The organism is Microbacterium sp. No. 7 (genome assembly GCF_001314225.1).
GTDB lineage: Bacteria > Actinomycetota > Actinomycetes > Actinomycetales > Microbacteriaceae > Microbacterium.
Genome location: NZ_CP012697.1, coordinates 1,939,175 through 1,959,513, shown reverse-complemented (window position 1 = coordinate 1,959,513; position 20,339 = coordinate 1,939,175). Strand labels below are relative to the sequence as shown.

Genomic DNA, 20,339 nt, shown 5'->3' with positions numbered 1-20,339 from the left:
GTGTGACGCGGATGCGTGGGAGCAGGGAACGGGTCGACGCCGCACGCACGGGGCGAGACCGAGGATCAGCCTATCGAACGCGCGGCACGACTCCCGACAGCGTGACGCTCAGCCGCCGACGAGCGAGGCGCCGTTGGAGTACGCGTAGGCGAGGATGTTCAGCCAGAACACCCCCACGAGGCCCATGCCGGCCAGCATGATCAGCAGGAACGGCACCGCCGGGCGGCGGGAGCCCAGCGCCACCCCGCCCGCGAACACCGCGATGGGGAACACGACGGCGAGCAGCAGCACGAACCATCCCATGCCGTTGAGCCCGAGCGGCCCGATCGCCTGCGAGACGAGGAACGAGATGGCCGCCCACACGAAGTAGGCGTACAGCAGGCCGAAGAAGCCCGTGATCGTCAGGACGAGCCAACGTGGCAGCGCCGAGGTCTTCGCGGTCTTCTCCGCCTTCGCGGGCTTCGCGGTCTTCTCCGTCATTGCCCCACCGCCCCCACCATCACGAACGGCCACGGCACGAGCAGCACGACCCCCGCGACCAGCAGCGCCAGTCGCACCCACGCCGCCGAGGCGCGCGTGACGACGACGACCGTCACGAACCACAGCAGCGGCGCCGCGACGGCGAACACGAACGCGGGCAGATACGCGGCGTCCGAGACGAGGAGCCGGGCGACGACGCGCAGCCGGTCGCCCGAGATGAACCAGCCGATCGTGTAGAGCAGGTACACGCCCGCGAGCACGCCGAGCGTGACGAGCGCCGCGTTGCCCATCGGCGCGGGCTCCGACGGCATGGTCACCGTGCCGTCGGGGGCGATGTGCCCCACGGCGTTCGCGCCCTTGCCCACCGCGGTGAAGCCGTCCGGCAGCGCCAGGGGGTCCGCCGTCGCCGCCGGATCCTGCTGGGCGGCCAGATCCTGCTGCGCGACCGGATCCTGCTGCGCAGTGGGCTCCTCGGCGACCGGTGCCGCCGTGCCCGCCTCCAGCGTGGGATCGTCGTCGCCGTCCCATCTCAGGGCGTCGTCGTCTCTTCCGCTCATCACGGCATCAGCCTAGCGGGCGGCGCCGCACGGCGAACGGAAGAGCCCGGCCCCTGTGGGGGCCGGGCTCCGTGCGGCATGATGCCACGGGCCGGCACGGTGGTGCCGGCAGTCTGGTGCCGGGTCAGCGCGCAGCGCTGCGCTGAACCGAAGAGGTCAGCGCGCAGCGCTGCCCTGAACCTAGGAGGTCAGCGCGCAGCGCTGCCCTCGGTGTAGTCGGCGTCCTCCTGCTTCCAGGCGAACAGGGCGCGCAGTCCGCGGCCGACCTGCTCGATGGGGTGCTGGGCGGCCTTCTCGCGCAGCTCGAGGAACTCCTTGGCGCCGTTGTCCTGGTCGCCGATGAAGCGCTCCGCGAACGCGCCCGACTGGATGTCGGCGAGCACGGCCTTCATGTTCTCCTTGACGTGCGGGTCGACGACGCGCGGGCCCGAGACGTAGTCGCCGTACTCGGCCGTGTCGGAGACCGACCAGCGCTGCTTGGCGATGCCGCCCTCCCACATGAGGTCGACGATGAGCTTGAGCTCGTGCAGCACCTCGAAGTACGCGATCTCCGGCTGGTAGCCGGCCTCGGTCAGCGTCTCGAAGCCGTACTGGATGAGCTGCGACACGCCGCCGCAGAGCACGGTCTGCTCGCCGAACAGGTCGGTCTCGGTCTCCTCGGTGAAGGTCGTCTTGATGACGCCCGCGCGGGTGCCGCCGATGGCCTTCGCGTACGACAGCGCGGTCGCCCACGCCGAGCCCGAGGCGTCGCGCTCGACGGCGATGATGTCGGGGATGCCGCGGCCCGCGACGAACTCGCGGCGCACCGTGTGGCCCGGGGCCTTCGGCGCGATGAGGATGACGTCGACGCCCTCGGGAGCCTCGATGTAGCCGAAGCGGATGTTGAAGCCGTGCGCGAACGCGAGCGTCTTGCCGGGCGCGAGGTTCGGCTTAATCGACTCGCTGTAGATCGACCGCTGGTGCTGGTCGGGCGCGAGGATCATGATGAGGTCGGCCCACGCCGAGGCGTCGGCGACGTTCTTCACCTCGAAGCCGTCCTCCTGGGCCTTCGCGATCGACTTCGAGCCGTCCTTGAGGGCGATGACGACCTCGACGCCCGAGTCGCGAAGGTTCTGCGCGTGGGCGTGACCCTGCGAGCCGTAGCCGACGATCGCGACCTTCTTGCCCTGGATGATCGACAGATCGGCGTCGTCGTCGTAGTACATCTCGGCCATGGTGTGTGTTTCTCCTTGGGGGTTGTGGTCTGGATCAGCCGCGCAGGACGCGTTCGGTGATGCTCTTGCTGCCGCGACCGATGGCGAGCAGGCCCGACTGGGCCAGCTCCTTGATGCCGTAGGGCTCGAGGGCGCGCAGCAGCGCCTCGACCTTGCCGCGGTCGCCGGTGACCTCGACCACGAGCGAGTCGGGGCCGTAGTCGACGACCGAGGCGCGGAAGAGGTTGACGACCTCGATCACGTTCGACCGGTTCTGGTTGTCGGCGCGCACCTTGATCAGCATGTGGTCGCGCTGCACGGATGCCGCGGCGTCGAGCTCCACGATCTTGATGACGTTCACGAGCTTGTTCAGCTGCTTCGTCACCTGCTCGAGCGGCGCCGACTCGACGTCGACGACGACCGTGATGCGCGAGAGACCCGGCACCTCGGTGACGCCCACGGCGAGCGACTCGATGTTGAAGCCGCGGCGGGCGAACAGGCCCGCGACACGCGTGAGCAGGCCCGGCTTGTTCTCGACCAGCAGGCTCAGGACGTGATGGCTCATGTCACACCTCCTCATCGAACGCGGGCGCGTGGTCGCGCGCGTACTGCACATAGCTGTTGCTGACGCCCTGCGGCACCATCGGCCACACCATCGCGTCGGCGCTCACGACGAAGTCGATCACCACGGGGCGGTCGTTGATCTCCAGCGCCCGCTGGATCGCGGCATCCACCTCGTCCTCCTTCTCGACGCGCAGCGCGACGCAGCCGTAGGCCTCGGCGAGCTTGACGAAGTCGGGGATGCGCACGGTGTCGTGGCCCGTGTTCAGGTCGGTGTTCGAGTGACGGCCGCCGTGGAAGAGCGTCTGCCACTGGCGCACCATGCCCAGCGACGAGTTGTTGATGATCGCGACCTTGATCGGGATGTCGTTGATGACGCAGGTCGCGAGCTCCTGGTTGGTCATCTGGAAGCATCCGTCGCCGTCGATCGCCCACACGACGCGCTCGGGCTGCGCGACCTTGGCGCCCATCGCCGCGGGCACCGAGTAGCCCATCGTGCCGGCGCCGCCGGAGTTGAGCCACGAGTCGGGGCGCTCGTACTTGATGAACTGCGCCGCCCACATCTGATGCTGGCCCACGCCGGCGACGTACACGGCCTCGGGGCCCGTGAGCTCGCCGATGCGCTGGATGACCTGCTGCGGGGCGAGCAGGCCATCCTCGGTCGGCGCGTAGCCGAGCGGGAACTCGGCGCGCAGGCCGTCGAGGAACGACCACCACTCCGAGATGTCGGGCCTGTCCGCGCCCACGATGCTGCGGTAGGCGGCCTCGAAGTCGACGAGCACCTCGCGCACGTCGCCCACGATCGGCACGTCGGCCGTGCGGATCTTCGAGATCTCGGCGGGGTCGATGTCGACGTGCACGACCTTGGCGTGCGGCGCGAAGCCCGCCACCGAGCCCGTCACGCGGTTGTCGAAGCGGGCGCCCAGGGCGACGATGAGATCGGAGTCCTGCAGCGCCAGCACCGCGGGGACGGTGCCGTGCATGCCCGGCATGCCCAGGTGCTGCGGGTGCGAGTCGGGAAAGGCGCCGCGGGCCATGAGGGTCGTCACGACGGGCGCGCCCGTCGTCTCGGCGAGCCGCAGCAGCTCCTTCGACGCGTGCGCGCGGATGACGCCGCCGCCGACGTAGAGCACGGGCTTCTTGGCCTCGGCGATGAGCGCCGCGGCGGCCTGGATCTGCTTGCCGTGGGCGCGCGTCACCGGGCGGTAGCCGGGCAGGTCGACGACGGGCGGCCACACGAAGGGGGCGCTCGCCTCCTGCGCGTCCTTGGTGATGTCGACGAGCACCGGACCGGGGCGGCCGGTCGAGGCGATCTCGAACGCGGCCGCGAGGGCGCCGGGGATGTCCTCGGCCTTCTTCACGAGGAAGGAGTGCTTCGTGATCGGCATCGTGATGCCGACGATGTCGGCCTCCTGGAACGCGTCGGTGCCCATGAGCGGCGCGTGCACCTGGCCCGTGATGCACACGATCGGGACGGAGTCCATGTAGGCGTCGGCGATCGCGGTGACGAGGTTCGTCGCGCCGGGGCCGCTCGTGGCGATCGCGACGCCGGTGCGGCCCGAGACGCTCGCGTAGCCCTCGGCGGCGTGGCCGGCGCCCTGCTCGTGGCGCACGAGGATGTGGTTGACCGCCGGGTCGTCCATGAGCGGGTCGTAGACGGGCATGATCGCGCCGCCGGGGATGCCGAAGACGTCGGTGGCGCCGAGGAGCTCGAGCGAGCGGACGACCGCCTGCGCGCCGGTCAGGGTCTGCGGGGCTGTGGAACGGGCGGGCGGCCGAGGCACGGCCGCGGTGTCGGATGACATAGGTGTGTTGTCCTCAGGAGAAGAACGGGAATCGGAGTGTGTGTGGGCCTAGCCCGTGGTGGCGCCTTCGGCAGCCGAACGCACGAGCTTCGAGTACTTGGCCAGGACGCCACGGGTATAGCGCGGAGGAAGGGGCTCCCAGCCCTCACGGCGGGAGCTCAGCTCAGCCTCATCGACGAGTAGGTCGAGAGTGCGAGTCGCGATATCGACCCGAATCAGATCACCATCGCGCACGAAGGCGATGGGACCTGCGTCCACCGCTTCGGGTGCTATGTGGCCGATGCACAGGCCGGTTGTGCCGCCGGAGAATCGACCGTCCGTCAATAGTAGGACATCTTTCCCGAGCCCGGCGCCCTTGATGGCGGCGGTGATCGCGAGCATCTCGCGCATGCCGGGGCCGCCCTTGGGCCCCTCGTAGCGGATCACGACGACGCTGCCCGCCGCGATGTCGCCGGCGGCGAGGGCGTCGAGCGCGCCGCGCTCGCGCTCGAACACGCGTGCCGGGCCCTCGAACACGGCGGCGTCGAAGCCGGCGGTCTTGACGACCGCGCCCTCGGGCGCGAGCGAGCCGTGCAGGATCGTGAGGCCGCCCGTCGCGTGGATCGGGTTGTCGAAGGTGCGGATGACCTTGCCGTCGATGGGGTCGGGGTCGAGGTCGCGCAGGTTCTCGGCGACCGTCTTGCCGGTCACCGTGAGCGCGTCGCCGTGCAGCAGGCCCTCGTCGAGCATCGCCTTCATGATCACGGGGATGCCGCCGTGCCGGTCGACGTCGTTCATGACGTACTGGCCGAACGGCTTCAGGTCGCCGACGTGCGGCACCCGGTCGCCGATGCGGTTGAAGTCGTGCAGGCTCAGCTCGACCTCGGCCTCGCGCGCGATCGCGAGCAGGTGCAGCACGACGTTCGTCGAGCCGCCGAGCGCCATCGCGAGGGCGATCGCGTTCTCGAACGCCTCGGGCGTGAGGATGTCGCGCGTCGTGATGCCCAGGCGCAGCAGGTTGACGACGGCCTCGCCCGAGCGGTGCGCGAACGCGTCGCGGCGGCGGTCGGCCGACGGCGGGGCGGCGGAGCCGGGCAGGCTCAGGCCGAGGGCCTCGGCGACCGAGGCCATCGTGTTCGCCGTGTACATGCCGCCGCAGGCGCCCTCGCCGGGCGCGAAAGAGCACTCGATGCGCTTGAGGTCGGCCTCCGACATGCGGCCGGCGAGGCACGCGCCGACGCCCTCGAAGGAGTCGATGATCGTGATCTCCTTCTCCGTGCCGTCGGAGAGCTTGACCCAGCCGGGCGCGATCGAGCCGGCGTAGAGGAAGACGCTCGACAGGTCGAGGCGCGCCGAGGCCATGAGCATGCCGGGGATCGACTTGTCGCAGCCGGCGAGCAGCACCGTGCCGTCGAGGCGCTCGGCCATGACGACGGTCTCGACGGAGTCGGCGATGACCTCGCGGCTCACGAGCGAGAAGTGCATGCCCTCGTGGCCCATCGAGATGCCGTCCGACACCGAGACCGTGCCGAACTGCAGGGGGTAGCCGCCGCCGGCGTGCACGCCCTCCTTGGCGCCCTGCGCGAGCCGGTCGAGGCTGAGGTTGCAGGGGGTGATCTCGTTCCAGCTCGAGGCGATGCCGATCTGGGGCTTGTCCCAGTCCTCGTCACCCATGCCGACGCCGCGCAGCATTCCGCGGGACGTCGTGGCTTCAATGCCGTCGGTGACCACTCGGGAACGCGGTTTGATGTCGATGGTGTCGTCGCTGGAGGCCATTGTGAAAGTCTATTCCCGAGCGGCCGCCCGTTCGTGCGCCAGGCCGGTGAGCAGCCGCGCGAGGGCGTCGATGTCGTCGACGCGCACGGCCGCCGCCGTCTCCCCCGGCCCCACCCGCACGCCCACGTCGCCGGGGCCGAGGCTGCGGATCGCGTCCTCGTCGGTCACGTCGTCGCCCGCGAAGAGCACCGCCGAGGCGCCCGTCTCGGCGCGCAGCCGCGCGATCGCGGCATCCTTGCCCTCGGCGCGATGGGAGAACTCGACCACGTCGTGGCCCTCGCGCCGGCGCCAGTGCGGCGCCGCCTCGGCCATCACGGCGTCGACGGCGTCCCGGGCGCGCGGGGCGAGCGCCCCGTCGGCGAGGCGGGTGTGCAGCGCGAGGCCGAAGGTCTTCGTCTCGATCCAGGCCCCGGGAACGCCGGAGATCTCCGCCGCGATCCGCGCGCGCAGCGCGTCGCGCAGCGCGGTCGCGGCCTCGTCGGTGTCGGCGGACGCGCCGGCCCCCGGCATCCAGAACTCCGCGCCGTGCGAGCCGGCCAGCAGCTCGCGCGCGTCGTCGTCGTGCTCGGCGATCACGCGCAGGTCGGCGAGGCTGCGGCCCGAGACGAAGGCGACGCGCGTGTCGGGCACGGCGAGCAGCGCGTCGACCGCGCGCCGCGCCGCGGGCGCCATGCGCGCCGACATCGGCTCGTCGACGAGCGGCGACAGCGTGCCGTCGAAGTCGAGCGCGACGAGCAGCACGGGCGTCGTCACGAGCGCGTCGAGCGTCATCGCGAACCGCGCATGGCCTCGAGGTCGGCGAGGAACCGTCGCGACCAGCCCGCGACGTCGTTCACCCGCACGCGACGGCGCAGGGCGCGCATCCGGCGCCGCTGCTCGGCATCCGACATCTCGACGGCCGCGACGATGGCGTCCTTGACGCCCTCGATGTCGTGGGGGTTCACCCGCACGGCCTGCGTGAGCTCGTCGGCCGCCCCGGCGAACTCGCTCAGCACGAGCGCGCCCCGTCCGTCGATGCGGCTCGCGACGTACTCCTTGGCGACGAGGTTCATGCCGTCGCGCAGCGCCGTGACGAGCATGACGTCGGCGGCGAGGTAGAGCGCGACCATCTCGTCGCGCGGATAGGAGTGATGCAGGTAGCGCACGGCCGAGTGGCCGACGGTGTCGAAGTCGCCGTTGATGCGGCCGACCATGAGCTCGATCTCGTCGCGCAGCTGCATGTAGGCGGCGACCCGCTCGCGGCTGGGGCTGGCGACCTGGATCAGCGTGACGTCCTCGCTGTCGAGCCGGCCCTCGTCGAGCAGCTCGCCGTAGGCCTTGAGCCGGTGCCGGATGCCCTTCGTGTAGTCGAGCCGGTCGACGCCGAGCAGGATCGCGCGCGGGTTGCCGAGGCTCTCGCGGATCTCCCGCGCCCGTGCCTGGATCTCGGGCCGGCGCGCCAGTTCCTCGTACTGCGCGCCGTCGATCGAGATCGGATACGCCTTCGCGACGGCGCGACGCACGCCGTCGCCCTCGGGCACCGTGATCGAGCCCGCCTTCGTCTCGTAGCCGAACAGGCGGCGAACGGCCCGGGCGAAGTTGCCCGCGTCGGCCACGCGCTGGAAGCCGATCACGTCGGCGCCCAGCAGGCCGTCGATCACCTGGCGGCGCCAGGGCAGCTGCGAGTAGATGCCGTATGCCGGAAACGGTATGTGATGGAAGTAGCCGATCAGCACGTCGGGACGCAGCTCGCGTAGCAGGCGCGGCACGAGCTGCAGCTGGTAGTCCTGCACCCACACGGTGGCGCCGTGCGCCGCGACGTCCGCGGTCGCCTCGGCGAAGCGCCGGTTGACCTTGACGTAGGCGTCCCACCACGCCCGGTGATACGTCGGCGCGGCGATCACGTCGTGGTAGAGCGGCCAGATCGTGTCGTTCGAGAAGCCCTCGTAGTACTCCGCGATGTCGTCCTCGCTCAGCCGCACGGGCACGAGCGACATGCCGTCGAACGTGAACGGGGGCAGGTCGAGGCCGGCGCGACCGGGCCAGCCCACCCAGGCCCCGTCGGCGGCGCGCATCACGGGCTCGAGCGCCGTGACGAGCCCGCCGGGCGAGTGACGCCACGGATCGTCGTCGTCATCGGTCCGATCGACGGGGAGGCGGTTGGAGACGACGACGAAGTCGGCTCGATCTTGCGGAAGGTTCACGAAGCTCCTCTCCGTGAACCAACATAACCGCAAACGTCCCGCGGGCGGGACGAGCGCGGACAGACCGCCTGGACGGCCCGGCGGGGGGAGCCGGGCCGTCCAGGCGGAACCTGGGGCCGTCAGCGCGTGAGGATGAGCGCCTCGCCCTGTCCCCCGCCGCCGCACAGGCCGACGGCGGCCGTGCCGCCGCCGCGCCGTGCGAGCTCGTGCGCCGCGTGCACCACGAGACGCGCGCCGGAGGCGCCGATGGGGTGGCCCAGCGCGATGCCGCCGCCGTGGATGTTGACGACGTCCTCCGACAGGCCCAGCTCGCGCTGCGAGTGGGCGACCACCGCGGCGAACGCCTCGTTGATCTCGACGAGGTCGAGGTCGGAGGCGGCGATGCCCTGTTTGTCGAGGGCGCGAGCGATGGCGCGCGCGGGCTGCGCGTGCAGCGAGTTGTCGGGGCCGGCGACCTGGCCGCTCGCACCGACCGTCGCGAGGACCGCCCAGCCCTTCTGCTCGGCGTGCCCGCGCGTCGTGAGCACGACGGCCGAGGCGCCGTCCGAGATCTGCGACGAGCTGCCCGCCGTGATCGTGCCGTCCTTCGAGAACGCCGGCCGCAGCCCCGCGAGGCTCTCCGCCGTCGTGTCGGGGCGGACGCCCTCGTCGCGGGTCACCGCGATCGGGTCGCCCTTGCGCTGCGGCACCTCGACCGCGACGATCTCGGCGTCGAACGCGCCGCTCGCCTGCGCCGCCGCGGCCCGCTGGTGCGACAGGGCGGAGATACGGTCCTGCTCCTCGCGGGTGATGCCGAAGGAGGGGTTGAGGCGCTCCGTCGACAGGCCCATGCTCTCGCGGTCGTACGCGTCGGTGAGGCCGTCGTAGGCCATGTGGTCGAGGACCTCGACCGATCCGTAGCTCCAGCCGTCGCGCGAGCCGACGAGCAGGTGCGGCGCGCGCGTCATGGACTCCATGCCGCCGGCGACGACGACGTCGACGTCGCCCGTGGCGATCATGCGCGCGCCGTCGATGATGGCGGTGAGGCCGGAGAGGCACACCTTGTTCACCGACGAGGCCGGCACGTCCCAGCCGATGCCGCCCGCGATGGCCGCCTGGCGCGCGGGGTTCTGCCCCGAGCCGGCCGGCAGCACCTGGCCCATGACGACCGCGCCGACGTCGCCGGCGTCGATGCCGCCCTGCGCGAGGGCGCCCGCGATGGCGAGCCCGCCCAGCTGAGGCGCGCTGAACGACGCCAGGCCTCCCTTGAGGCGGCCCTGCGGCGTGCGGGCCGCGGCGACGATGACGATGTCCTGAGCGCTCATGCGTTCTCCTTCAGCGTGTCGGCGATGATCAGTTCGGGCTCGGTGGCGGCGACGACCTCGTCGATCGTCACGCCTGGGGCGACCTCGACGAGCACGAGCCCGGCGTCGGTCACGTCGATGACGGCGAGGTCGGTGATGATACGGTCCACGACGCCGCGCCCCGTGAGCGGCAGCGCGCACTCGTCGACGATCTTGGGGGCGCCGTCGCGCGCCACGTGCTCCATGAGCACGATGACCTTGCCGGCGCCGTGCACGAGGTCCATCGCGCCGCCCGGGCCCTTGACCATCTTGCCCGGGATCATCCAGTTGGCGAGGTCGCCGCTCGGCGACACCTGCATCGCGCCGAGGATCGCCGCGTCGATCTTGCCGCCGCGGATCATGCCGAAGCTCGTCGCCGAGTCGAAGAACGAGGCGCCGGGCAGCGTCGTGACGGTCTCCTTGCCGGCGTTGATGAGGTCGGGGTCGACGGCGTCCTCCGTCGGGTACGGGCCGACGCCGAGGATGCCGTTCTCCGACTGCAGCACGACCGTGACGCCCTCGGGCACATGGTTGGGCACGAGCGTCGGCAGGCCGATGCCGAGGTTGACGTAGGAGCCGTCGGCCAGCTCCTGGGCCGCCCGGGCGGCCATCTCGTTGCGGGTGAGGGCCATGTCATGCTCCTTCGGGCTGGGCGACGGTGCGGCGCTCGATGCGCTTCTCGATGTCGGGACCGACCTCGACGATGCGGTGCACGAACACGCCCGGCAGGTGGATGCGGTCGGGGTCGAGCCCGCCCGGCGGCACGAGCCGCTCGACCTGCGCGATGCAGACGCGGCCCGCCATCGCGGCGAGCGGGTTGAAGTTGCGCGCCGCCTTGTTGAAGACCAGGTTGCCGTGCGTGTCGCCCGCGACGGCGTGCACGAGCGAGAAGTCGGTGGCGATCGCCTCTTCGAGCACGTACTCGCGCGGCTCCCCCGTCAGGTCGAACGTGCGCACGTCCTTCGGCGCCGACGCGACGGCGACGCCCCCGTGGTCGTCGTACCGGCGCGGCAGGCCGCCCTCGGCGACCTGCGTGCCGACGCCCGTCTGCGTGTAGAAGGCGGCGATGCCGGAGCCGCCGGCGCGCAGCTTCTCGGCGAGCGTGCCCTGCGGCGTCAGCTCGAGCTCCAGCTCGCCGGAGAGGAACTGCCGCTCGAACTCCTTGTTCTCGCCGACGTACGACGAGGTCATCTTGTGGATCCGCTTGGCGTTCAGCAGCACGCCCAGGCCCCAGTCGTCCGTCCCGCAGTTGTTCGACACGATCGACAGGTCGGTCGTGCCCTGCGCCAGCAGCGCCTCGATCAGCGCGATGGGATTGCCCGAGAGGCCGAATCCCCCGACCGCGATCGAGGCCCCGTCGGGGATGTCGGCGACGGCGTCCGCCGCCGAGGGGAAGGTCTTGTCGATCACGCGCGCTCCTTCGTCGTCGTCTCTCGTCCAGCATCCTGCGCGGTGCCCGCGGGCGCCAAGCCGCCGCTTGCGATGTGGAACCGTGGCGCTCTAGTGTCCATATGGTGGACACCAGACGCTCCGTGCCCGGCGCGCAGGCGATCGCCCGGGCCGCGCACCTGCTGCGACTCGTGACCGCCGCGGGCGACACGGGACGCGGCGTGCAGGAGCTCGCGCGCGACGCCGGCCTCTCGCGATCGACGGCGCACCGCCTGCTCTCGGCGCTGCGTGCGGAGGGGCTCGTCGATCAGGACGAGCACACGGCCAGGTGGATGCCGGGGCCCGAGCTGTTCCTCATGGGATCGGTGGCCGCCGCCCGGTACGACGTCGCCGGCCTCGCCCGCGACATCGTGCGCTCGCTGGCGGTCACGACCGAGGAGAGCGCCTTCCTCTCGGTGCGACGCGGCGACGAGACGGTGTGCCTGCTCCGTGAGGAGGGCTCGTTCCCGATCCGCTCGTTCGTGCTCGCCGAGGGGGTGCGGTTCCCGCTCGGCGTCGCGTCGGCGGGGCTCGCGATCCTCTCCTTCCTGCCCGACGACGACCTGGAGGCCTACCTCTCCCGGCATCCCGAGCTCGGCGAGCGCTGGGGACGCGCCCACGATGCGGAACCGCTGCGGGCTCGGCTGGCCGAGACGCGCGACCGTGGCTACGCCGTGAACCCCGGCCTCATCGTGGAGGGCAGCTGGGGCATGGGCGCCGCGGTGTTCGACCCCGCGGGCCGCCCGGAGTGGGCGCTGAGCCTCACCGGGGTCGCGTTCCGCTTCAACGCGGACAGGCTTCCCGCGCTGGGCCGGCTGCTGCTGGCCCACGCGCATCAGCTCACCACGCGCATCGCCGCGACGCGGCGCGGACACGTGCGATAGCCACGCCGGGCCACCCGCATCGCGCTACCGTGGAGGGCATGCGCAAGTACGTGTTCGGAACCGGGATCATCTCCGCCGTGACCAGCGGGCTGGCGCTGCTCCGTGCCACGCGCGGCGGCCAGCCCTTCACCTGGCGCCACGCGCTCGCCTGGCTGGGATGGGCGATCACCCTCGCCTACGCCATCGGCGCGATCGTCGACGAGCGCCGCGTCAGCCACGGCGTCGAGGTCGCCCCCGACTCCCCCGCACACGTCAAGCAGCAGAAGCTGCTCGCGGCGCAGCTGCGTCGCTGACGCGCCGCGTCGCGCAGCCGCGCGCATCGTCGCCCGCCATCCATACTGGAGGGATGAACCGCGAGGAGACGTTGCTGCGCCTGATCATGAGCGTGCACACGCTCACGCGCGTCGCCTCGCTGGAGACGCGCAACGAGACCCCCGTCGCCCAGTGGCGCACGCTCGCGCTGCTGCGCGACCACGGCCCTCAGCGCGTGGGCGACCTGGCCCGGCTGAGCCGCGTCACGCAGCCCGGCATGACGCGGCTGGCCGGTCACATGATCGATGCGGGACTGCTCAAGCGCTCGCTCGATCCGGGCGACGCGCGCGCCTCGGTGCTGTCGATCACGCCCGACGGCGAGGCGGCGCTCGTCGACTGGCTCGATCTGCTGTCGTCGACCGTGTCCCCGCACTTCGCCGACCTCGACGACGCGGACTGGGCGGCCCTCGAGCGGGTCACCGAGATCCTCGCGGACAAGTCGGCGACGCTCGACCTGCCGCGCTGAGCCCTTCCCGCCGGGCGCGCCCGTGAGCCCGCCGCGCGCCCTACGCCGCCAGCCGCTCCCGGATCCGGCCGACGATCTGTTCCGCGCCGCGCTCCGACATCACCACGGTGTAGTGGTTGAGATCCGGGAGCTCGAGCTGTCGCAGCTCGGGATACCGCTCGCGCAGCGCGTCGCGGTGCGCCGGCGGATACAGGCCGGGCGTCTCGTCCTGCAGGCCGCGCGGAACGGTGATCAGGTCCGCCGGATGGCGCAGCGCGCCGAGGGCGTCGAGCAGCGCCGTCCCCGCGTTGAGGTCGACCGTGTCGTCTCGGGTCGTCTCGTAGCTCGTCGCGGGCCGCAGGGTCTCGCCGTCGGGCACGAGGTCGTACGCGAGGTAGCGCTCCAGCTCGGGCGACCAGTCGCGGACGAACGCGGGGTGCGCACGCCAGAAGTCGAGGTACGCGTCCACGTCGGCGAACCTCATCGACAGTCGGGCGGCCGTCGGGCCCAGGATCGCCTCGATGAGCGCGTCGGGGTCGAGCCCCTCGGGCGTCGCGAGCGGCGCCCCGCCGTCGACGAGCAGCAGGCGCGTGACGAGCTCGGGATGCCGGTGCGCGAACACGACCGCGACGAACCCGCCCATCGAGTGGCCCACGACGAGCGTGGGAGCGATGCCGAGGTGCGCGAACACGGCCGCGAGGTCGTCGGCGTGCGCCGACATGCCCGCGGCACCCCGCACGCCGTTGCTGCGGCCCCTCCCCCGCAGGTCGGGCGCGACGATCCGCACGTCGGGCAGGAGGTCGGCGACGAACTGCCACGCCAGGTGCGACGAGGTCACGCCGTGCACGAGCACGACGGTCGGGGCGTCGTCGGCCGCGGCGTCCCAGACGCCCACGCACAGGGTGCCGCCGTCCACCGGCACCTCCACGATGCGATGCTCGCGTGTCATCGTGCGGTCCACCCTCCGTCGATCGTGTAGCTCGCGCCCGTGACCATGCCGGCCGCGTCCGAGGCGAGCCACACGGCGAGCGAGGCGACCTCGTCGGGCTCGATCAGCCGCTTGACGGCGCTCTCGGTGAGCATGATCCGCTCGACGACCTCGCTCTCGGCGATGCCGTGCACCTTCGCCTGGTCGGCGATCTGCCGCTCCACGAGCGGCGTGCGCACGTAGGCGGGATTGATGCAGTTGCTCGTCACGCCGTGCGGCCCGCCCTCCAGGGCGGTGACCTTCGACAGGCCCTCGAGGGCGTGCTTGGCCGAGACGTACGCCGACTTGAAGGCGCTCGCGCGCAGGCCGTGCGCGCTGGAGATGTTGATGATGCGCCCCCAGCCGCGCTCGTACATCCCCGGCAGCGCCGCGCGGATGAGCAGGAACGGCGACTCCACCATCAGCCGGTGCATGAACCGCCAGCGGTCGGGCTCGAACTCGGGCAGCGGCGCGACCGTCTGCACGCCGGCGTTGTTGACGAGCACGTCGACGCGCAGGTCGAGCGACTCCTGCGCGGCGGTGTCGGAGAGGTCGACGACCCAGGCCTCGCCGCCGATCTCGTCGGCCACGGCGCGGGCGCTGTCGCCGTGCAGATCGGCGACGGTCACGTGGGCGCCCTGCGCCGCGAACGCGCGGGCGCACGCGAGGCCGATGCCGCTCGCGCCTCCCGTGACCAGGGCGCGCTTGCCCTCCAGCTGCAGACCCGTCATCGTCCCGTCCCTTCCTCGCGCCGCTCCAGCGCGTTGCGGATGAATCTCGCCATGTGTCCCGCGATCTCGGCGGGCACGTCGTCGGACAGCCGGCCGTCGGCCTCGCCCTCCCACAGCAGGTAGCGCATGCCGATCAGCTCGCCGGCCCCCATCAGCGCCCATGCCGTGACCTCGGGGTCGAGCCCGGGGTCGACGTCGCCGCTGGCCTGGGCCGCACGGAGCCCCGCCTCGTAGCCCTCCACGATGCGGGAGTAGTGCAGCCGCAGCAGCTCGGGCGACACCGATCCCGCCTCGCGGATGACGCGGTAGAGCGACGGGTGCGCGACGGTGAACCGGAAGAACCCCTCGAAGCCCGCCCGCTCGGCCTCGATGCGGTTGGCCGCGCCTTCCATCGCCTCGGCCATCGCGTGCCGCACGCGGCGGTTGAGATCGATCACGAGCGCCTCGAAGATCGACTGCTTGCTGTCGAAGTAGAGGTAGAACGTGCCGAGGCCGGCCCCGGCGCGCTCGGTGATCTTGACGATCGACGCCTCGTGGTAGCCGAGCGTCGAGATGACGTGCTCGGCGGCATCCAGCAGTCGCCGGCGCGTCGCCTCGCCGCGCTTGGTCAGCGGCTTGCCCGCGGCCGACAGCGACGCGGCGTCGGCATCGAGGTCGTCGACGGCGAAGCCCTCCGCGCTCATGCGTCGCCTCCGAGCGATGCGCGCGCACGATCGCGCAGCCGGGAACGGGCGATCTTGTCGATCCCCGAGCGCGGCAGCTCGTCGACGAAGTCCACCCGCACCGGCACCTTGAACCCGGCCAGCTGCGAACGCGCGTGCGCGAGCACCTCGTCCTCGCCGAGCGTGCGGCCGGGACGGCGCACGACGAAGGCGACGCCGCGCTCGCCCCACACGTCGTCGGGCACGCCGACGACGGCGGCCTCCGCGACGGCGGGATGCAGGCACAGGGCGCGCTCCACCTCGGCGGGCGCCACGTTCTCGCCCCCGGAGATGAAGATGTCCTTGCGCCGGTCGACGATGCGATAGACGCCGGCGTCGTCGCGACCGGCGATGTCGCCCGTGCGCAGCCAGTCGCCCGCCATCGCGCGGGCCGTGGCCTCGTCGTCGTGGAGGTAGCCCGCGAAGACGCTCGGGCCGCGCACCCACAGCTCCCCCGTCGCCGCGCCCCGCAGCTCCAGTCCGGTCTCGGGGTCGGACAGCCGCACGTCGACGTGCGGGTACGGCCGGCCCACGGCACCGGGATGCGCCTCCGTCTCTGCGGCGGGCAGCACCAGCACGTTCGGGCCCGCCTCGGTCAGGCCGTAGCCGCGCGTGAGCCCGCAGCCCGCGTCGCGCCACGCGTCCGACACGTCCTGCGGCAGCGCCGCGCCGCCGACGAGCGCGCTGCGCACGGTGCGGACGGCGGCGGCGGAGAACGACGGATCGTCGGCCAGCATCCGGTAGTGCGTCGGGACGCCCATCATCGCGGTGACCCCGCGCTCGGCGATGAGCTGCAGCACGCGCTCGGGACGGAACGACCGCTCCATCACGACCGTCGCGCCCACCCACCAGGCCAGCAGCGGCTGGCAGTTCCACGCGGCGATGTGGAACTGGGGCAGCACCGCCAGCACGACGTCGTCGGCCGTCAGCTGCACGGCGCCGGCGAAGGCGAGGTTGTTCCAGAACACGTTGGCGTGCGTGAGCACGACGCCCTTCGGGGCGGCCTCGCTGCCCGACGTGTAGATGACCAGCAGCGGATCGTCGTCGCGCGCCTCGCGCAGGTCGGCCGGCGCCCCGCGCCGGGTCGGCACCTCGCTCTCGACCTCGGTCGTTCCCAGCAGCGCCATCGGCGGACGCCCTTCGAGGCGGCGCAGCGCATCGCCCGCCGTGCCGAGGTACTCGTCCTCCACGAGCAGCAGCGCGGGTCGCGCCGAGGCGAGCGCCTCCGCGAGCTCGCGCGGGGCGAGCCGCCACGACAGCGGCACGAACGCGATGCCCGCACGGGCGCACGCGAAGAAGGCCACGACGTGGTCGATGGAGTTGCCCGACACCGTCGCGATGCGGTCGCCCGGCCCGTAGCCGCGCCGACGCAGCCGGTCGGCCAGTGCCGCCGCCCGCGCGTCGAGGGCGCGGTAGGCGATCGTGACGCCGCGGTCGTCGATCGCGACACGGTGCGGCGTGGCGGCGGCCCGGTCGGCCAGCAGGCGCCCGATCGTGTGCGGCCCGGCGTGCTGCGGGCCGCTCATCCCCGCACCTCGACGGCCTCGTCGGCGCCGGCCTCGGCATCGTCGAGCTGCCGCAGCTGCGTGCGCGTGCGCTCGCCGCGACGGCGGCGCACCCAGCCGTCGATCGTGCCGGCGATGCCGCCGGGCAGGAACATCACGACGAGGATGAAGAGCACGCCCAGCAGGAACAGCGGCTCCGACAGCGGCACGCGCAGCACGCCGGGCAGGTCGGCGATCCACTCGGAGCGGGCGAGCACGGCGAGGCGCTGGTCGAGGATCGTGTAGAGCACGCCTCCCAGGATGGCACCCCAGCGGAAGCCGACGCCGCCGAGCACGACCATCACGAGCACCGTGATCGTCAGGTCTGCGCCGACGGCGCTGGGCTGCGTGCCCGACTGCAGCAGCATGTACATGATGCCCGCGAGCGTCGCGCAGCCGGCCGCGACGACGAAGACGACGAGCTTCGCCGCGTACGGATGCAGGCCGAGCACGCGCACGCGCACCTCGTTCTCGCGCACGGCCTCGGCGAGGTGCCCGAGGCGCGAGCGGTCCACCCACAGCGCGATCAGGTACACGACGACGACAACGACGAGCGTGAGCCAATAGAGGTTGCGCGTGTTGACGACCCCGACGAGCCACTCGGGCACCTGCGCGACGGGCAGCCGCATGCCCTCCTCGCCGCCCGTGACCTGCTGGTTGCGTCGCACGAGCACGGAGCCCGCCTGCGCGAAGGCGAGCGTCACCATCGCGAACGGGATGCCCGAGACCCGCATCGCGACCGATCCGGTCAGCAGCGCGATGAGCAGGCCGCCGACGAGGGCGATGAGCGCGCCGGGCCACAGGGGCACGCCCAGGTACTTCAGCGCGATGCCGAGGCCGTAGGCCCCCGCGCCGAAGTACAGCGCGTGGCCGAACGAGAGCATGCCCGCGGTGCCGAGCAGCATGTTGTACGACAGCGCGAGGGCGGCGAACACCATGCACAGCGAGAGGAGCGCGAGCGTGCCGGAGGTGTAGGTCGCGCCGGGCAGGATGCCGGGGATCTGCACGTTCAGCAGCGGCAGCACGGCCATCAGGACGATGAGCGCGGCGCCGACGACGAACGGCACGTACGCGCCCTTGCGGCCCGGAACGAGCGCGGGGGCGCCGGTCGTGAGCGTCATGCCTTCCTCCCCAGGATGCCGGCGGGACGCACGAGGAGCACGACCGCGAGAAGGGCGACGACGATGAAGTCTCCCGTGCCGCCGAGATAGAAGTTCGCGAACTGCTGGAGCACGGCCACGAGCACGGAGGCGATGGCCGCTCCCGTGAGCGAGCCGAGTCCGCCGATCACGGTCACGATGAACGCGAAGATGAGCAGCGTCGACCCCATGTGCGCGGAGACGAACGTGTACCAGTGCATCGCGAGCACGCCGCCGATGCCGGCCGCGGCCCCGCCGATCGCGAAGACGATCGTGAACGAGCGGCGCACGTCGATGCCGAGCGCCGTGACCATCGAGCGGTTCTCGACGCCGGCGCGGATGATCATGCCGTAGCGCGTCTTCCGCAGGAACAGGACGATCGCGGCCAGCACGACGCCGGCCGCCAGCATCAGCAGCCAGTAGATGTTCGGGATGCTGGCGCCCAGCACGGGCGTCGTCTGCTTGAGCCAGGCGGGGCCGGCGATGTTGATGGCATCCGTTCCCCAGATCCCCTCGAACAGGGCGATCGCGGCGAACGAGAGGCCGACCGTGACGAGCACCTGCTCGATGTGGCGCTCGTAGAGGGGCCGGATGAGCACGAGCTCGGTCAGCGTCGCGAAGACGGCGCCGACGAGCGCGCCGACCAGCACCGACAGCAGGAACGAGCCCCACGAGGCCGTGCCGAGCGCCTGCGCGACCTGCCAGCCGATGAAGGCGCTGAGGGTCAGGAACGCCCCGTGCGCGAAGTTCAGCACGTGCATGAGGCCGTAGATGAGGCTGAGGCCCGATGCGACGAGGAAGTACAGCGCGCCGAGGCCGACGCCCGTGACGAGGATGACGACGAGGGTGCTCACGCGTGCACCTCCCCGCTGACGCCCAGCAGGCGCGTCGTGAGAGCGGTGTCGTCGAGGATCTCGCGCGCGTCGCCGGTGTGCACGACGCGGCCGCTGGAGATGACGATCGCTCCCGCGGCGAGACGCCGGACGACGTCGAGGTTCTGCTCGACGAGGAGGATCGGCACGGTCTTCGAGGCCTCCTGCAGCGCGTCGGCGACCTCGGCGACGATCTTGGGCGCGAGCCCCTTCGTCGGCTCGTCGACGAGCAGGATCCTGTTGTCGTTGAGCAGGGCGCGGGCGACCGACACCATCTGCTGCTGTCCGCCCGACAGCGTCCCGGCCATCTGCGCGCGGCGCTTCACGAGGTCGGGGAACAGCTCGGCGACGAACTCGCGGCGCGGGCTGCCGTCGCGCTCGGCGAGGGCGAGGTTCTCGGCGACGGTGAGCTTGGCGAACACCTCGCGGTCCTCCGGAACGTAGCCGACGCCGCGCTTCACGATGCGGTGCGTCGGGAGGCCGTCGATGCGCTCGCCGGCGAGCGTCACGGCGCCGCGGCGGTGGATCAGGCCCAGGATGCCGCGGATGGTCGAGGTCTTGCCCGCGCCGTTGCGGCCGAGGACGGCGGTGATGCCGACGGGCGGCACCGAGAACGTGACGTCCTCGACGACCTGCTGGCCGGCGATCGACGCCGAGAGGTGCTCGACGGTGAGGACGGGGGCCGCGGTCATGCCGCCGTCCCCAGGTAGGCGCTCTGCACGAGCGGGTTCGCCATGATGGCCTGCGGCGTGTCGAACGCGATGATCGACCCCGAGTACATCACGGCGACCTTGTCCACGAGGCCCATGAGCACCTCGATGTGGTGCTCGACCATGAGCACGGTGCACTCCTTCTCGATCTGCATGCGGCGGATCGTGTCGATGAGGCCCGGCACGTCGCCCGACGCGACGCCCGCCATGGGCTCGTCGAGCAGCACGATCCGGGCGTCGGTGGCCAGCAGCACCGCGATCTCGAGCTTGCGCTTGTCGCCGTGCGAGATGTCGCCCGCCGCGCTGTCGAGCCGGTGGTCGAGGCCCACGAGGGCGAGCTTCTCCCGGGCGAGCTGCGTCGCGGCATCCGATCTGCGCGGGAAGCGCAGCAGCGAGTAGTTGCCGCCGAGCGACACCTGCGCCGCGATGCGCACGTTCTCCAGCACGCTGAGCCGTGGGAAGAGGCTGGATGTCTGGAAGGTGCGCCCCAGTCCCGCCCGCGCCCGCTGGGGCACGGAGGTGCGGGTGATGTCCGCGCCGTTCATGAGGATGCGGCCCGAGGTCGGCGCGACGAGGCCGGAGATCACGTTGAAGAACGTGGTCTTGCCGGCGCCGTTCGGGCCGATCACGCCGACGAGCGTGCCCGGCGCGACCTCCAGGTCGACGTCTTTCAGAATGGTGGCTCCGCCGATCTGCAGGCCGAGGCCTTCGGCACGCAGGGCGGGCGGGACGGGGGCGTTCATGACGCGA

General features: G+C 71.9%; 22 protein-coding genes. 3 read left to right on the top strand and 19 right to left on the bottom strand.

Annotated features, from left to right (window positions below):
* Window positions 1-108 precede the first annotated feature (108 nt).
* The 11 genes from AOA12_RS08945 to AOA12_RS08895 all read right to left on the bottom strand — a co-directional run bounded on the left by AOA12_RS08945 (window position 109) and on the right by AOA12_RS08895 (window position 11,266).
* Entirely contained in the window at window positions 109-480 is a 372-nt protein-coding gene (locus AOA12_RS08945) for a hypothetical protein (protein WP_054682141.1), read from the bottom strand.
* Complete coding sequence (locus AOA12_RS08940) at window positions 477-1,037, bottom strand: DNA polymerase III subunit gamma/tau (RefSeq protein WP_231637216.1); 561 nt, start codon at window positions 1,035-1,037, stop codon at window positions 477-479. Before AOA12_RS08940 ends, AOA12_RS08945 begins: the two co-directional genes overlap by 4 nt.
* A gap of 188 nt (window positions 1,038-1,225) precedes the next feature.
* Entirely contained in the window at window positions 1,226-2,251 is a 1,026-nt protein-coding gene (gene ilvC / locus AOA12_RS08935) for a ketol-acid reductoisomerase (protein WP_054682137.1), read from the bottom strand.
* A 34-nt stretch (window positions 2,252-2,285) separates the two neighbouring features.
* Window positions 2,286-2,795, bottom strand: a complete 510-nt coding sequence (ilvN, locus tag AOA12_RS08930) for an acetolactate synthase small subunit (RefSeq protein WP_054682134.1) — start codon at window positions 2,793-2,795, stop codon at window positions 2,286-2,288.
* Window position 2,796: 1 nt separating this feature from the next.
* A complete protein-coding gene (locus AOA12_RS08925; protein ID WP_054682133.1) occupies window positions 2,797-4,596 on the bottom strand; it encodes an acetolactate synthase large subunit in 1,800 nt (599 codons plus the stop codon).
* 48 nt (window positions 4,597-4,644) lie between these two features.
* Entirely contained in the window at window positions 4,645-6,351 is a 1,707-nt protein-coding gene (ilvD, locus tag AOA12_RS08920) for a dihydroxy-acid dehydratase (RefSeq protein ID WP_054682131.1), read from the bottom strand.
* A gap of 9 nt (window positions 6,352-6,360) precedes the next feature.
* A complete protein-coding gene (gene otsB / locus AOA12_RS08915) occupies window positions 6,361-7,122 on the bottom strand; it encodes a trehalose-phosphatase (protein WP_054682129.1) in 762 nt (253 codons plus the stop codon).
* The gene (locus AOA12_RS08910; RefSeq protein ID WP_054682127.1) at window positions 7,119-8,534 is read right to left on the bottom strand and encodes an alpha,alpha-trehalose-phosphate synthase (UDP-forming); all 1,416 of its coding nucleotides are present in this window, start codon (window positions 8,532-8,534) and stop codon (window positions 7,119-7,121) included. The genes otsB and AOA12_RS08910 overlap by 4 nt, the downstream gene beginning before the upstream one ends.
* A gap of 119 nt (window positions 8,535-8,653) precedes the next feature.
* Window positions 8,654-9,838 (bottom strand): acetyl-CoA C-acetyltransferase, encoded by a 1,185-nt coding sequence (locus AOA12_RS08905; RefSeq protein ID WP_054682125.1) that lies wholly within the window; start codon window positions 9,836-9,838, stop codon window positions 8,654-8,656.
* Window positions 9,835-10,488 carry a CoA transferase subunit B gene (locus AOA12_RS08900; protein WP_197281091.1) on the bottom strand — a complete coding sequence of 218 codons (654 nt, stop codon included), beginning with the start codon at window positions 10,486-10,488 and terminating at the stop codon, window positions 9,835-9,837. Before AOA12_RS08900 ends, AOA12_RS08905 begins: the two co-directional genes overlap by 4 nt.
* Window position 10,489: 1 nt before the next feature.
* Window positions 10,490-11,266, bottom strand: a complete 777-nt coding sequence (locus AOA12_RS08895; protein WP_054682123.1) for a CoA transferase subunit A — start codon at window positions 11,264-11,266, stop codon at window positions 10,490-10,492.
* Between the two features lie 101 nt (window positions 11,267-11,367).
* Here AOA12_RS08895 and AOA12_RS08890 point away from each other — a divergent pair, with 101 nt between their 5' ends.
* Genes AOA12_RS08890 through AOA12_RS08880 form a run of 3 tightly spaced genes read left to right on the top strand, consistent with a single transcriptional unit; the run spans window position 11,368 to window position 12,946 of the window.
* Window positions 11,368-12,168 carry an IclR family transcriptional regulator gene (locus tag AOA12_RS08890; RefSeq protein WP_054682121.1) on the top strand — a complete coding sequence of 267 codons (801 nt, stop codon included), beginning with the start codon at window positions 11,368-11,370 and terminating at the stop codon, window positions 12,166-12,168.
* A 38-nt stretch (window positions 12,169-12,206) separates the two neighbouring features.
* Window positions 12,207-12,461 carry a hypothetical protein gene (locus tag AOA12_RS08885; RefSeq protein WP_054682120.1) on the top strand — a complete coding sequence of 85 codons (255 nt, stop codon included), beginning with the start codon at window positions 12,207-12,209 and terminating at the stop codon, window positions 12,459-12,461.
* Window positions 12,462-12,514: 53 nt separating this feature from the next.
* On the top strand, window positions 12,515-12,946 hold the full coding sequence (locus tag AOA12_RS08880; protein WP_054682117.1) for a MarR family winged helix-turn-helix transcriptional regulator: 432 nt from the start codon (window positions 12,515-12,517) through the stop codon (window positions 12,944-12,946).
* A gap of 40 nt (window positions 12,947-12,986) precedes the next feature.
* Here AOA12_RS08880 and AOA12_RS08875 read toward each other — a convergent pair whose 3' ends face one another.
* From AOA12_RS08875 to AOA12_RS08840, 8 genes are read right to left on the bottom strand one after another with little or no spacing between them, the layout of a single operon-like run.
* Window positions 12,987-13,874 carry an alpha/beta fold hydrolase gene (locus AOA12_RS08875; RefSeq protein ID WP_054686908.1) on the bottom strand — a complete coding sequence of 296 codons (888 nt, stop codon included), beginning with the start codon at window positions 13,872-13,874 and terminating at the stop codon, window positions 12,987-12,989.
* Entirely contained in the window at window positions 13,871-14,623 is a 753-nt protein-coding gene (locus AOA12_RS08870; RefSeq protein ID WP_054682115.1) for a 3-hydroxybutyrate dehydrogenase, read from the bottom strand. Before AOA12_RS08870 ends, AOA12_RS08875 begins: the two co-directional genes overlap by 4 nt.
* Entirely contained in the window at window positions 14,620-15,306 is a 687-nt protein-coding gene (locus AOA12_RS08865) for a TetR/AcrR family transcriptional regulator (RefSeq protein WP_054682112.1), read from the bottom strand. The genes AOA12_RS08870 and AOA12_RS08865 overlap by 4 nt, the downstream gene beginning before the upstream one ends.
* Entirely contained in the window at window positions 15,303-16,850 is a 1,548-nt protein-coding gene (locus AOA12_RS08860; protein ID WP_054682110.1) for a class I adenylate-forming enzyme family protein, read from the bottom strand. The genes AOA12_RS08865 and AOA12_RS08860 overlap by 4 nt, the downstream gene beginning before the upstream one ends.
* Complete coding sequence (locus AOA12_RS08855; RefSeq protein ID WP_054682106.1) at window positions 16,847-17,989, bottom strand: branched-chain amino acid ABC transporter permease; 1,143 nt, start codon at window positions 17,987-17,989, stop codon at window positions 16,847-16,849. Before AOA12_RS08855 ends, AOA12_RS08860 begins: the two co-directional genes overlap by 4 nt.
* Window positions 17,986-18,861, bottom strand: coding sequence for a branched-chain amino acid ABC transporter permease (locus AOA12_RS08850; RefSeq protein WP_054682103.1), 876 nt, complete (start codon window positions 18,859-18,861; stop codon window positions 17,986-17,988). Before AOA12_RS08850 ends, AOA12_RS08855 begins: the two co-directional genes overlap by 4 nt.
* Window positions 18,858-19,571, bottom strand: a complete 714-nt coding sequence (locus AOA12_RS08845; protein WP_054682101.1) for an ABC transporter ATP-binding protein — start codon at window positions 19,569-19,571, stop codon at window positions 18,858-18,860. The genes AOA12_RS08850 and AOA12_RS08845 overlap by 4 nt, the downstream gene beginning before the upstream one ends.
* Complete coding sequence (locus tag AOA12_RS08840) at window positions 19,568-20,332, bottom strand: ABC transporter ATP-binding protein (RefSeq protein WP_054682099.1); 765 nt, start codon at window positions 20,330-20,332, stop codon at window positions 19,568-19,570. The genes AOA12_RS08845 and AOA12_RS08840 overlap by 4 nt, the downstream gene beginning before the upstream one ends.
* Window positions 20,333-20,339: the final 7 nt, after the last annotated feature.

Excerpts from the sequence above, each read along its gene's own strand:
- AOA12_RS08945 (WP_054682141.1), bottom strand. The coding sequence starts at position 480 with ATGACGGAGAAGACCGCGAAGCCCGCGAAGGCGGAGAAGACCGCGAAG.
- AOA12_RS08940 (WP_231637216.1), bottom strand. The coding sequence starts at position 1,037 with ATGAGCGGAAGAGACGACGACGCCCTGAGATGGGACGGCGACGACGAT.
- ilvC (WP_054682137.1), bottom strand. The coding sequence starts at position 2,251 with ATGGCCGAGATGTACTACGACGACGACGCCGATCTGTCGATCATCCAG.
- ilvN (WP_054682134.1), bottom strand. The coding sequence starts at position 2,795 with ATGAGCCATCACGTCCTGAGCCTGCTGGTCGAGAACAAGCCGGGCCTG.
- AOA12_RS08925 (WP_054682133.1), bottom strand. The coding sequence starts at position 4,596 with ATGTCATCCGACACCGCGGCCGTGCCTCGGCCGCCCGCCCGTTCCACA.
- ilvD (WP_054682131.1), bottom strand. The coding sequence starts at position 6,351 with ATGGCCTCCAGCGACGACACCATCGACATCAAACCGCGTTCCCGAGTG.
- otsB (WP_054682129.1), bottom strand. The coding sequence starts at position 7,122 with ATGACGCTCGACGCGCTCGTGACGACGCCCGTGCTGCTCGTCGCGCTC.
- AOA12_RS08905 (WP_054682125.1), bottom strand. The coding sequence starts at position 9,838 with ATGAGCGCTCAGGACATCGTCATCGTCGCCGCGGCCCGCACGCCGCAG.
- AOA12_RS08900 (WP_197281091.1), bottom strand. The coding sequence starts at position 10,488 with ATGGCCCTCACCCGCAACGAGATGGCCGCCCGGGCGGCCCAGGAGCTG.
- AOA12_RS08890 (WP_054682121.1), top strand. The coding sequence starts at position 11,368 with ATGGTGGACACCAGACGCTCCGTGCCCGGCGCGCAGGCGATCGCCCGG.
- AOA12_RS08885 (WP_054682120.1), top strand. The coding sequence starts at position 12,207 with ATGCGCAAGTACGTGTTCGGAACCGGGATCATCTCCGCCGTGACCAGC.
- AOA12_RS08880 (WP_054682117.1), top strand. The coding sequence starts at position 12,515 with ATGAACCGCGAGGAGACGTTGCTGCGCCTGATCATGAGCGTGCACACG.
- AOA12_RS08875 (WP_054686908.1), bottom strand. The coding sequence starts at position 13,874 with ATGACACGCGAGCATCGCATCGTGGAGGTGCCGGTGGACGGCGGCACC.
- AOA12_RS08870 (WP_054682115.1), bottom strand. The coding sequence starts at position 14,623 with ATGACGGGTCTGCAGCTGGAGGGCAAGCGCGCCCTGGTCACGGGAGGC.
- AOA12_RS08865 (WP_054682112.1), bottom strand. The coding sequence starts at position 15,306 with ATGAGCGCGGAGGGCTTCGCCGTCGACGACCTCGATGCCGACGCCGCG.
- AOA12_RS08860 (WP_054682110.1), bottom strand. The coding sequence starts at position 16,850 with ATGAGCGGCCCGCAGCACGCCGGGCCGCACACGATCGGGCGCCTGCTG.
- AOA12_RS08855 (WP_054682106.1), bottom strand. The coding sequence starts at position 17,989 with ATGACGCTCACGACCGGCGCCCCCGCGCTCGTTCCGGGCCGCAAGGGC.
- AOA12_RS08845 (WP_054682101.1), bottom strand. The coding sequence starts at position 19,571 with ATGACCGCGGCCCCCGTCCTCACCGTCGAGCACCTCTCGGCGTCGATC.
- AOA12_RS08840 (WP_054682099.1), bottom strand. The coding sequence starts at position 20,332 with ATGAACGCCCCCGTCCCGCCCGCCCTGCGTGCCGAAGGCCTCGGCCTG.